This is a genomic window from Lacrimispora indolis DSM 755 (assembly GCF_000526995.1).
Taxonomy (GTDB): domain Bacteria; phylum Bacillota; class Clostridia; order Lachnospirales; family Lachnospiraceae; genus Lacrimispora; species Lacrimispora indolis.
On sequence record NZ_AZUI01000001.1, the window covers coordinates 4,354,435 to 4,366,202 of the forward strand.

Below are 11,768 nucleotides of genomic sequence, written 5' to 3' on the forward strand. Positions count from 1 at the left end.
CTGTGCAATAATCAATGATAAAAACGTGGATACTGGAAAGAATTCCCCTAAAGGATTCCTTCTATAGTGAAGCCATTTAAAAGAAAAGGAGAAAAAATGATGAATTATCTGGAGATTGAAAAAGTAATAGGAAGAGAAATTATTGATTCCAGAGGAAATCCTACCGTAGAGGCTGAGGTACATTTAGCGGATGGGACCATTGCCAGAGGAGCGGCTCCCAGCGGCGCTTCTACCGGTGAATTTGAGGCTCTGGAGCTTCGGGATGGGGACAAGGCCCGCTTTGGAGGAAAGGGCGTTTTAAATGCGGTTCATAACATCAACACAGTGATTCATTACGCAATCACAGGAATGGATGCCTCCGACATTTATGCCATTGACCAGGCGATGTTTTCCGCAGATGGGACAAAGGATAAATCCAGACTGGGTGCCAATGCCATTCTGGCAGTATCCATTGCCTGTGCCAGAGCAGCGGCTATCAGCATGGGAATCCCTCTTTATCGTTTCTTAGGCGGAATATCCGGAAACCGTCTTCCGGTTCCTATGATGAATATTTTAAATGGCGGTGCTCATGCAGCCAATACGGTAGATGTGCAGGAGTTCATGATCATGCCTGCAGGCGCTTCCAGCTTTAAAGAGGGCTTAAGATGGTGTACGGAAGTGTTCCACTGCCTGGCTTCCATATTAAAGTCAAAAGGACTGGCTACCGCTGTAGGAGATGAAGGCGGTTTTGCTCCTGATCTGGACAGTGATGAAGCGGCCATTGAGCTGATTCTTGAGGCCATCAGAAAGGCAGGCTATGAGCCTGGACGTGATTTCGTCCTGGCCATGGACGCAGCTTCCAGTGAATGGAAGGGAGAGAAAAAGGGAGAGTATGTCCTTCCCAAGGGCGGCAAACACTTTACTTCAGAGGAACTGATTGAGCACTGGAAAAAGCTGTGTGATAAGTACCCCATTTATTCCATTGAGGATGCTCTTGATGAAGAAGACTGGGAAGGCTGGAAAAAGCTTACGGAAGCTTTGGGCGAAAGGATCCAGCTGGTTGGCGACGACTTATTTGTTACCAATACAGAGCGTTTAAAGAGAGGAATCTTAGACGGATGCGGCAACTCCATTCTGATCAAGCTTAACCAGATCGGTTCCGTATCAGAGACTCTTGAGGCGATTAAGATGGCCCACAGCGCAGGTTATACAGCCATTGTTTCCCACCGTTCCGGTGAAACGGAAGATACCACCATTGCAGATCTTGCGGTGGCTCTTAATACCTGCCAGATCAAGACAGGTGCGCCAAGCAGAAGCGAGCGTGTGGCAAAATATAACCAGCTGCTCCGTATTGAAGAAGAGTTAGGAGAAAGTGCAGTTTATCCGGGAATGGAAGCATTCCGGATCCGGAGATAATAAAAAATAGGGAAAGCCCGGCAGGTCTGATATTTGAAACCTGCCGGGCCTTTTTTATATAAACAAGGTCCTGTGAATGAACCTCCTTATTCCCCATTGGAAAAGCAATTGATGAAAGAGGCAAAGGATGATATGCTATAAGCCATAAGAAGTCCAAAGAGGAGACATTTCATGGAATTTAGAGAATTAATGGAAGAAGAACTGAACATAGAGCTTTTTAATGATTTTGACCGTTTCCAGGAAGTAAGGGAATGCTGGCGGAAGGAAAACGGGATCTGGGTGATTAAGCAGAATTCATTTACGGAGCAATGGAAGGGCGAGGAATATGAGGTATTGGTAAAATGCCTGAAACATACCGTCACAACAGGAGGCGTTGTCTTTGGCTGTTTTCTGGAAGGAAAATTAAAGGGCTTTGCTTCCGTGGAAGGCGTTCCTTTGGGAATGGAGGGGCAGTACCTTGATCTTTCCAGCCTTCATGTGTCCCGGGACTTAAGGGGCAGGAAGGCGGGCAGCAGGCTTTTTCAAATGGCGGCCCAATGGGCAAGGATTCAGGGGGCAGGAAAGCTTTATATCTCCTCTCACTCTTCTGTGGAGACCCAGGCATTTTATAAGTCCATGGGCTGCGAAGAGGCCATGGAATGCAGCAGGGAACACGTGGAAAGAGAGCCTTACGACTGCCAGCTGGAATATGTGCTGGATCGGAAGGTAATCTTATATATTGCGGTCAGCCTGGATGGATATATTGCAGATGAGGCAGGCGGAGTGGACTGGCTGGGCGGTCAGGACAAGGCCTACAAGGGGGATTACGGCTATGGACGGTTTGAGAAGCAGGTGGATACGGTCATTATGGGATACCGCACTTACCGGCAGGTAGTTACGGAACTTTCTCCGGAAGCCTGGCCATATCCTGGAAAGGAAACCTGGGTTTTGACCCATAGGGAAATGGAAGACAGGACCGGAATCCGGTTTACCGGGGAACCGCTTGATACTCTTCTTTCCGGCTTAAAGAAAAAGGAGGGAAAGGCTGTCTGGATCTGCGGAGGAGCACAGCTGGTCAATCAGCTGATGGAAAAGGATCTCATTGATGAATACCATCTCACCCTTATGCCGGTGCTTCTTGGCGGAGGTGTCCGGCTGTTTGAAAAGACGGGAAAGCAGATCCTTTTAAAGCTGGTATCCTCTGAAACGGAAAACGGAGTGATAGACTGCATATACAGAAAAAGATAGGGGAAAATCGGGAATATACAAGGCCTTCTTTCAATACAATGAACAATAGTGTTATGACCCCTGCAGCACTTTCCGGATACAGGAATACAAGCATTCCTGTGGCCTGCCCATTGCCTGCAGAAGTAAATGTATTTGAAAGAGAGATGAAAATAGATGGCAGAAATAAAACGGATCAGATGCGGAAGCGTAAACATCTATCTGATCGAAGAACATGGAAGAGCCATTCTGGTGGATACAGGAAGGAATGGATCGGAAGAAAAAATACTGGCTCAGTGCAGAAAAACAAAGGTAGAGCTGATCCTGCTCACCCATGGTCATGTAGACCATGTACAGAATACGGCTTATCTTAAGAAGGCATTGGGCGTTCCGGTCGCTCTGCATATGCAGGATTTAGACCTGATAAAGGACAATGCTGCAGAGCCCCTTCATTATCAGGGATTTCTGGGAATGGTGGTTGCTGAGGTTTCGGAGAAAAGCTATGAATCAGACCGGATACCGGAGTTTTTCCCGGAATTTTTTTTGAAAGAGGGAGACCGGCTGAAGGATTACGGGATCAATGCCAGGATCATGGAACTTCCGGGACATACCAAAGGGTCCATAGGAATTGATATTGATGGAAAAAGCGTCATTGTGGGTGATGCATTGATGAATATGTTTTATCCTGGTCTGTCCATGGTTTACTGGGACAGGGGGGAGATGATAAAAAGTGCGGAGAAGATCAGCGCTCTTGGCGCGAGAAAGGTATATTTCGGCCATGGAAGTCCGGTGGAAAACCGGGCTTGGAACAGGGCAGGAATTTAGATAAAGGTTAAAAGCGGTATGGTACGGATTTATCTGGCAAGGTATGAGACAGCCTATGGAAGGAAAAAACGGGAACTGGAGCATGAGCTGGGAAAAGAGCTTCTTCACATGGGTTTAAGGGATTTATATGGAATTGGCCCGGGAGCACAGGATCATCCGGTGATTCTGAAAGGGGAGCACGGAAAGCCTTATCTTAAGGACTTTCCCCATATCCATTATAATATCAGCCATACGGATGGCATGGTGGCCTGCGGAATCGGGGATAAGGAGCTGGGAATCGATGTGGAACGGATACGGCCCTTCCGGAACAATATCTTAAGGAGGGTCTTTTCTGATGCCGAAAGACTCCGCATGGAGGAACTGCCGGAGGAGGAGCATTCCCAATACTTCTTCCGGATATGGACACTAAAGGAAAGCTATCTTAAGGCAGTGGGCTGGGGCATCACCGTACCTCTCACCGGCATTTCCTTTGAGTGGAAGGGGGACTCTCTGCCGGTATGCTCAATTTCCGGAGCATCCTTTCAGCAGACCATGGTGGAGGGGGAATATGTCCTTTCCATATGCGCCCTGGGAGATGAAGAAATTAATTTTGAGCAGAACCTTGTTTTTTCCACCGAAGGCGGAATCTCTGGGACTGAGCCTTGCTTTCGGAAACCATAAGCCCTGCCAGGGTCAGCACGATTCCGCAGGCAGACTGGAAGCTGATGCGCTCGCTTAATAAGAGCATGGACGAGATCACGGTGATCACCGGGACTGCATAGATGTAGACGCTGGTTTTAACAGTGCCCAGCTCCTTTACGGCAAAGTTCCAGGTGGCAAAGCAGAGGGCGGAAGCACCCAGGCCTAAAAACAGGATATTAAGCAAGTTCTTTGTATCGGCAAGGCGGTAAAAGCCGAGATTAAAGGGGAGAATTGCCAATGCGGGAACCATGAACAGAAGGCCGTAGAAGAAAATGCGCCTTGTTGTTTCAACGGTCCCATGGCCGAATTCTCCTATTTTTTTTGTGATTACGGAGTAGGCGGCCCAGGTGACGGCGGCGGCCAGTGCCAAAAGGTCTCCCTTTGGATTCAGCTTCATGCCGGAGGCTCTCTGGAAGCTGATCAGGATAATGCCCATGATCGCAGTTATAAATCCGGCCAGAAAACGGGGGCCGGGTTTTTCTCCTTTTAGGAACAGCCAGTCAAACAAAGCTGTAAAAAACGGAGCCACGGCTATGATCACGCTGACGTTGGCAGCAAGCGTATAGGTAAGGGCAAAGTTTTCCATGAGGAAATACAAGGTTACACCGCATATTCCGGCGGCTGCGAAAAGGGCTTCCTGCTTGCGGCTTTTTGTCCGCAAAAGGCGGGGACAAGCCAGCCACAGGGCTCCATAGCCAATGAGAAAACGGAAGAACAGAATTTCAAGAGGGGTAAAGGCCTCAAGAAGAACTTTGGTGGAAATAAAGGTGGTTCCCCATACGAAAATGGAAAATCCGGCGGCCAGGTGTCCGTATAAATGATTCTGCTTGTTCATGATCGTCTGCTCCTGTAAGTGATTTTTGTATAAATTTTAACACAGATCAAAAGAAAAGTCTTGCGGAATGGCCCTGATGGGGCAAAAAACAGGGCTTTGCATAAACAAAGCTTATGAAATCATGAAAAATGGGTAAAAATCTCATAAGGAATGAAAAGCAGATTGGAGGAAAAGCCATGAAAAACATGACAGACAACTTTTTAATTTCCTTTCTTCAGAGATTTGATGAGCACCCATTTGACGTTAAGCTTCATGGAAAGACTTATCATATCGGGGAAGGGAACCCAACGTTTATCGTGAACTTAAAAGAGGATATTGAGGGCAGGGAATTGCTGACCAGTACTTCTTTGGCGCTGGGAGAGGCCTATATGAAAGGGAACTTAGATATTGAAGGGGACCTTTTTTATGCATTGAATCATTTCCTGGGCCAAATGGGTAAATTTTCAGTGGACCAGGGAAAGCTTAAGAAACTGATTTTTTCATCCCAGTCTAAAAAGAATCAGGAGAAGGAAGTCACGTCCCATTATGATATCGGCAATGAATTTTACCGCCTTTGGCTTGACGATACCATGAGCTATTCCTGCGGCTATTTTAAGACGGAAAATGATTCCTTATACGAAGCCCAGTGCAATAAGGTGGAAAGGATCTTAAAGAAGCTGTATTTAAAAAAGGACATGACCCTTCTGGATATCGGCTGCGGCTGGGGATATTTGCTGATCAGGGCTGCCAAGGAATATGGAGTACAGGGAGTTGGAATTACCTTAAGCAAAGAGCAGAAGAATAAATTTGAAGAACGGATTAAAGAGGAGGGACTGACAGGCAGGGTCTCGGTGGAACTAATGGATTACCGGGATTTGAAAAGCTGGGACAGGACCTTTGATCGGGTTGTCAGTGTCGGCATGCTGGAGCATGTGGGAAGGGACAATTACGGGCTGTTCGTAAAAAGTGCGGAAGCAGTATTAAATCCCGGAGGCTTGCTTCTTCTTCACTACATCAGTGCCTTAAAGGAATACCCCGGCGATCCGTGGATGAAGAAATATATTTTTCCCGGAGGCACCATTCCAAGCCTTCGGGAAATGATCAGTATTTTAAGCGACCATCAGTTTTATACCTTAGACGTGGAAAGCCTTCGCCGCCATTATTGCAGGACCCTGCGTTTGTGGGAGCAGAATTTTAATGACCACCTTCCGGAGATCCAGGAGAAAATGGGAGCAGAGTTCGCCAGGATGTGGGACTTGTATTTAAACGCCTGTGCAGCCACCTTTCATAACGGGGTCATTGATCTCCATCAGATTCTTTCATCAAAAGGGATAAACAACCATCTTCCAATGACAAGATGGTATGAATAAATTTGAAAATCCGGCGCTGTCCGTCCGTGACAGCGGCGGATTTTTGCATCATAAAATAAATGACAGGAAAGGACCGGGCATGTCCCATTGTTTTGCCTGTGAGAAAAGGTTGCCGTATTCTGGAAAGCGTGTTATGATTCCATAGGATAAAACTGACAGGAAGTGGAAAGGGATCTTTGTGGAATAACATGAACAGACGAAAAAAGAACTGGCTCCTGGCCCTGATTTATACGGTCATGATTCTCCTGTGCTTTGGAATTGTCATGATCGTGGATAATCTGGATACCTCCAACCGTGACAGGAAGGAAACCTCCGATACCCCATATGAAGAAAGCATAAGGCCAGAGGAGCAGGAGAAAAGTACCGGTGAAGAAGACCATATAAATCCTGAGACAGAAATAAGTGATGAAGGAACAGAACCGGAGACCCGGAGCGAGACCAGAAAAAAAGGGCGGACGGAAATGCCTGTAAAGGAAGAAACAGAGGAAGTGGCGGAGGTATACAAGCCTCCAGTCATTGTAGTTGCTTCAGATGTCCATTACTATTCTCCGGAGCTTACGGATTACGGCGAAGCTTTTGAAGAAATGCTTGAGGGGGACGATGGAAAACTGGTCAATTACATTCCCCAGCTCATGGACGCATTTACAGCTGAGATGGAAGAGCTTCAGCCTTCTGCCGTGATCTTAAGCGGAGACTTGACCCTTAACGGGGAAAAGGCGGGCCACGAAGCATTGGCGCAGAAACTTGGGATCCTGGAAGAAAAGGGGGTAAAAGTACTTGTCATACCCGGAAACCACGATATCAATAACTATGCTTCAGCAACCTATTTCGGAGAGGAAAGAGAAGCGGCGGATATGGTAGATCCTCAGGAGTTTTATGACATTTACCGCCGGTTTGGATATGACCAGGCAAAGAGCCGGGATGAGGATTCTTTAAGCTATGTTTATGAGCTGGATGAAAAAAACTGGCTTTTCATGCTTGACTCCGCCCAGTATGAACCTTATAACAAGGTTGGAGGAAGGATCAAAGAAGAGACCCTGACCTGGATGGAAAATCAGCTTGAGGAGGCAAGGGAGAAAGGGATAACCGTAATTCCCATTGCTCATCACAACTTATTAAAGGAAAGCATCCTCTATCCAACGGACTGTACCCTTGAAAACAGCCAGGATGTCATTGAGCTTCTGGAATCCTTCCGGGTTCCTCTTTACATAAGCGGCCACTTACACCTGCAGAGGACGAAAAAGCATAAGCCTGAGCCGGGAGAGAGTGAAGAGGCGTACCATATCAGTGAAGTGGTTGCAGACTCCATTGCCATTTCTCCCTGCCGATATGGTGTTCTCCAATGGACGGAGGATGGAAGGCTGGTTTATAACACCAGGGCAATGGATGTGGAAGGCTGGGCAGAAGAAGAGGGGATTTTAGATGACAACCTCCTCCGCTTTAAGGAATACGGGGCAAAAGTTCTCACGGAAGTAGTCAGCAGCCAGATTTCCAATAAAATTAAGAACCTGCCCAAGGAGCAGGTGGAAAAGATGGCAGGATTGTATGGGGATATTAACAAGGCTTACTGTGAAGGAGTTCCTGTTGATGCAAAAGAAGTACGCACAGGGGAGGCTTTCCGCTTATGGCAGAGGAATCTGCCGGACAGCCAGATGTTTGCTGAGATCGGCAAGATCCTTAAGGACACGGGATATGACCATAATACCTGGGAATATGAGCTGGAGAAAAAGGATTAGAGCAGAGAGGAAAAGCAGGCAGCCCCTTTACAATATATTTCATGTCGTGATATAATGATGAAATAATATTACACAAAGTTCGAGGTGGATTGCTTATGCAGGAAAATATTAGCGTATCCGGTGTTCTCTGCTCTTTCTACGATTCATTTTTTGAAGCGGAAAAAAAAATTGCGGATTATATCCTGGCGCATAAAAGTGAAATAATCGATATGACGGTGGCAGAGCTGGCTCTTGCAAGCGGAACCAGCGATGCGACCGTATCCAGATTCTGCAGGAGATGCGGATTTAACGGTTTTCATCACCTGAAAATCAATCTGGCAAAAGAGGTGGCAGAGGAAAGAGGCAATTCTATTGAAGTATCCAATGACATCAGCAGGGATAATATCTCTCAGTCCCTGCAGAATATTCTGGCCAATAAGGTGGCGGAACTGACCCAGACCATATCCATGATGAACCCAGGGGAGTTAGACCGGATCTTATCTGTGATCGAGCATGCCAGGACCGTACAGCTTGTAGCAGTAGGGAATACCATACCGGTCGCCATGGATGGTTCCTTTAAATTCAACCAACTGGGGATCCCTGCAGTGTCCGGCTCCATCTGGGAAACCCAGATGGCCTATACCTGCAACTTAAGGGAAGAAGATGCCATCATCGTCATTTCCAATTCCGGCTTTTCCAAGCGGTTGATGACCTTGGTGGCGGTTGCAAAGGAAAATCATACGCCAACCATCGCCATTACAAACAATGCTTCCTCTCCCCTTGGCCAGGCCTGTGATTACCATATTACCACGGCCACCAGGGAAAAGCTCCTTTTGGGAGAGTTCTGCTTTTCCAGAGTGTCGGCTACGACAGTGATCGAAATATTATATCTGTTTCTGTCAGTCAGCAAAACGGATTCCCATGACCGCATCAGGCGTCATGAGATCGCTATTTCCGATGATAAAAAGTAAATCAGCATTGCCGGTGAACCAGGCGGTTCATATTGCAGAAAAACCGGTGTCAGGATCTAAGCCCTGACACCGGTTTTTTGTTGGATTTCGCTGGCTAAAGGATCAATAATGCAAATGGAAATGATTCAGTTTAAACCAAAAATCTTTAAGCAATTGTTTACTTTCATTTTACTGTACATTGGTGGACAAGTTTACCTGGTGCGTTTATACTGAGGATGACACAAAAAATCTGTATGTCTGCCAGAGTGTGGAAAAGAAATACCATTCCATGTCAACTTCATCCCCTTTTGTTGATGGACAGATTGTGGCACTGCTGAAACGAATAGGTTGTCTGAGATTTTAAAGGGCCCCAATCATCCCGGGATTATAATGTGTAACTGAAAACTTATGAAGAAACACATCTGAGCCGATATAGTTCTTGAAAAGCCGGGAAAAGGGATACCGACAAGGAAAATACCCTGATACTCAGAAAAGATGTCGTTTAAAGAAACCTGTGGTATTTATGAAAAAGATGTAAGAAACACCAGAAAAGTCAATGGGAGGGCAATTTAATAATTGCCTGAAAATAATTGTTAAAAGGGGAAATTAAGATGAAGAATGAAAAAATACTATGGAAAAACAGACTTACGGTAAAAATACCTATTACGATGGCAATGATAATTTTGGTCGTTATTGTTGCAATGTGTTCCTGCTTAAGTCTGTTGGCAAGCACCACCGTAACTAAAATGACGGAGAAAGAGCTGAATTATATTGCAGAAGACAATGCCAAAGAAGTATTATCCTATTTGGACAGCATGCTCGTGTTTTCCCAGGCCTTATCTTTGGAAGTGCAGAGATATCAAACACTGAACAAGGAAGAAGCAAATAAAATGCTGGTAAAATCTTTACAGGGGGTATTAAATAATAACAAGATATTTTCAGCATATTATGCGTTTGAGCCAGACAAATTTATGAAGGGTACACCTGACGGACTTTCTTATTATGTTTTCCGTGACGGCTCCGGCACAGGACTTGATGTTTTAAATGATTTTGATACATATGGAAACGCAGATTATTATTTACCCGCAAAGGAAAATTTATCGACTCATGTTACAGAACCATATGAGTACCAGCTTTCTACAGGTGAAAGCGTTTGGCTGATCACATTAAGCTGCCCTATTGTAAATGAGGCCGGTGAATTTTTAGGAGTTGCAAACTGTGATATTGATGTGTCCAGTATAGCAGGGCTGGATTACGCAGACGGAGGATATAAGAGCTCATACAGCTATATTGTTACAAGCAAGGGCACCTGCATGGCTCACACCGTAGACGAAGGAATTGTTGGCAGCGTGCCTCAATCTGTTTCCGATTATGAAGAGATCGGAAAGGCAATCGCAAGCGGAGAATCGGTAACCGGCAAAATTAAAAATTCTTATTCTAATGGAAAAACTGCATTGGTCATTCATAAGACACTTCGTTTAGCCGGGACTGATGTCAACTGGTCAAGCGCTTTTGTGGTGAATGAAAGTGAAGCTATGAGTTCAGTAGTAACGATTACCTTAGCGTTGGCGGGTATTGGTATGATTGGTTTAGCCGTACTGATAATGGTCAGTGTAATGACATTAAAGAAAGGCCTTGCTCCGGTGGATTCTGTAATGGGTCTGGCCGAAAAGATGAGAAACGGTGATCTCTCACAGGACAATGGCAGCGTCATTTATAAAAATGATGAATTAGGAATGCTGGCTAAAATCTTTACGGAAACCTCAGAAATATTGGGCGGCTATATCAATGAAATTTCACAGGTGCTTATGCAGGCGGCTTCAGGCAATCTGGATATTTCAATTGAAAAAGAATTCATAGGAGATTTTAATAGAATTAAGCTTGATTTATGCCGGATTTTAGATTCACTAAATGATACCTTTAACGAAATGCAGATAGCTGCCGAACAGGTGGCAACCGGTGCCCAGCAGTTTTCCGACAGTTCTCAGTCCTTAAGCCAGGGGGCAATTGAGCAGGCAAGCTCTGTGGAAGAGCTTTCCGCAAAAATTATGGAAATTACCGGCCAGGTCAAGGAAAGTGCGGTGCACACGAATAATGCCAATGATAAGGCGGAGACGGTTGGAACAGAATTGGAAAACAGCAATAAACAGATGAGCGAGCTTCTTAAGTCAATGGCTGATATAACGGAAACTTCAAGCCAGATCGGAAATATTATAAAGACGATTGAGGATATCGCATTCCAGACGAATATTCTGGCTCTTAATGCGGCTGTGGAAGCCGCCAGAGCAGGAGAAGCAGGGAAGGGGTTTGCAGTTGTAGCTGATGAAGTAAGAAATCTTGCATCAAAGAGCGCGGAAGCAGCTAAGAATACTACTGTTTTGATTGAAAGTTCTCTTCATTCCGTACAGGAAGGCGCTAAATTTGCGGAGATCACGGCAACTTCCCTTGAAAATGTTGTAGCAGGAGCAAAAGAAATTATTTCGGATATAGCTGAAATTTCCAAAAAGGCTGATGTGCAGTTTTCGTCTTTAGAAGAAGTTACAGCAGGTATAGAACAGATTTCAAATGTTATTCAGAACAATGCGGCTATCGCTGAGGAAAGCGCTGCTACAAGTCAGGAATTATCGGCACAGGCTCAGATGCTCAAAGAACAGATTGCCAGATATACAATTAAGAAAAAGTTTTCTTAAAAAAATTGCATAGAGAGTAGATGGACAGCAGGTTTGCACAATGTTATGATGACGATGTAAACCTGCTTTTTTCGTATGATCCTCACGAAAAGTTGGAATAAGGAAGATTGGAAGACAAGGGTAAA

General features: G+C 45.5%; 9 protein-coding genes. 8 read left to right on the plus strand and 1 reads right to left on the minus strand.

Translation table 11 applies throughout. The features are described 5' to 3' along the window. The first annotated feature begins 99 nt into the window (after nt 1-99). From eno to K401_RS0120960, 4 genes are all read left to right on the plus strand, one after another. The gene (eno, locus tag K401_RS0120940; protein WP_024294795.1) at nt 100-1,395 is read left to right on the plus strand and encodes a phosphopyruvate hydratase; all 1,296 of its coding nucleotides are present in this window, start codon (nt 100-102) and stop codon (nt 1,393-1,395) included. Nucleotides 1,396-1,566: 171 nt separating this feature from the next. Beyond that, the gene (locus tag K401_RS33955) at nt 1,567-2,622 is read left to right on the plus strand and encodes a GNAT family N-acetyltransferase (protein ID WP_084492953.1); all 1,056 of its coding nucleotides are present in this window, start codon (nt 1,567-1,569) and stop codon (nt 2,620-2,622) included. A 153-nt stretch (nt 2,623-2,775) separates the two neighbouring features. Then, nucleotides 2,776-3,423, plus strand: coding sequence for an MBL fold metallo-hydrolase (locus K401_RS0120955; RefSeq protein ID WP_024294797.1), 648 nt, complete (start codon nt 2,776-2,778; stop codon nt 3,421-3,423). Between the two features lie 18 nt (nt 3,424-3,441). After that, entirely contained in the window at nt 3,442-4,083 is a 642-nt protein-coding gene (locus K401_RS0120960; protein WP_051464065.1) for a 4'-phosphopantetheinyl transferase family protein, read from the plus strand. Here the strand turns inward: K401_RS0120960 and K401_RS0120965 are convergent. After that, complete coding sequence (locus K401_RS0120965; RefSeq protein WP_024294799.1) at nt 4,007-4,939, minus strand: DMT family transporter; 933 nt, start codon at nt 4,937-4,939, stop codon at nt 4,007-4,009. The two genes, K401_RS0120960 and K401_RS0120965, sit on opposite strands and share 77 nt — an antisense overlap. Nucleotides 4,940-5,115: 176 nt before the next feature. On the opposite strand from K401_RS0120965, the gene K401_RS0120975 reads away from it, so the two are divergent. The 4 genes from K401_RS0120975 (at nt 5,116) to K401_RS31995 (ending at nt 11,643) form a co-directional block, all read left to right on the plus strand. Further along, nucleotides 5,116-6,288 (plus strand): SAM-dependent methyltransferase, encoded by a 1,173-nt coding sequence (locus tag K401_RS0120975; RefSeq protein ID WP_024294800.1) that lies wholly within the window; start codon nt 5,116-5,118, stop codon nt 6,286-6,288. 188 nt (nt 6,289-6,476) lie between these two features. Continuing rightward, nucleotides 6,477-8,024: a metallophosphoesterase gene (locus tag K401_RS0120985; protein WP_024294801.1), complete on the plus strand. Its 1,548-nt coding sequence runs from the start codon at nt 6,477-6,479 to the stop codon at nt 8,022-8,024. A 95-nt stretch (nt 8,025-8,119) separates the two neighbouring features. Further along, a complete protein-coding gene (locus tag K401_RS0120990) occupies nt 8,120-8,974 on the plus strand; it encodes a MurR/RpiR family transcriptional regulator (protein WP_024294802.1) in 855 nt (284 codons plus the stop codon). A gap of 590 nt (nt 8,975-9,564) precedes the next feature. After that, complete coding sequence (locus K401_RS31995; RefSeq protein ID WP_024294803.1) at nt 9,565-11,643, plus strand: methyl-accepting chemotaxis protein; 2,079 nt, start codon at nt 9,565-9,567, stop codon at nt 11,641-11,643. Nucleotides 11,644-11,768: the final 125 nt, after the last annotated feature.

What these genes read in the sequence shown, in the direction of transcription:
- K401_RS33955 (WP_084492953.1), top strand. Translation starts at nt 1,567, where the DNA reads ATGGAATTTAGAGAATTAATGGAAGAAGAACTGAACATAGAGCTTTTT.
- K401_RS0120990 (WP_024294802.1), top strand. Translation starts at nt 8,120, where the DNA reads ATGCAGGAAAATATTAGCGTATCCGGTGTTCTCTGCTCTTTCTACGAT.
- K401_RS0120960 (WP_051464065.1), top strand. Translation starts at nt 3,442, where the DNA reads ATGGTACGGATTTATCTGGCAAGGTATGAGACAGCCTATGGAAGGAAA.
- K401_RS0120955 (WP_024294797.1), top strand. Translation starts at nt 2,776, where the DNA reads ATGGCAGAAATAAAACGGATCAGATGCGGAAGCGTAAACATCTATCTG.
- K401_RS0120985 (WP_024294801.1), top strand. Translation starts at nt 6,477, where the DNA reads ATGAACAGACGAAAAAAGAACTGGCTCCTGGCCCTGATTTATACGGTC.
- eno (WP_024294795.1), top strand. Translation starts at nt 100, where the DNA reads ATGAATTATCTGGAGATTGAAAAAGTAATAGGAAGAGAAATTATTGAT.
- K401_RS0120965 (WP_024294799.1), bottom strand. Translation starts at nt 4,939, where the DNA reads ATGAACAAGCAGAATCATTTATACGGACACCTGGCCGCCGGATTTTCC.
- K401_RS31995 (WP_024294803.1), top strand. Translation starts at nt 9,565, where the DNA reads ATGAAGAATGAAAAAATACTATGGAAAAACAGACTTACGGTAAAAATA.
- K401_RS0120975 (WP_024294800.1), top strand. Translation starts at nt 5,116, where the DNA reads ATGAAAAACATGACAGACAACTTTTTAATTTCCTTTCTTCAGAGATTT.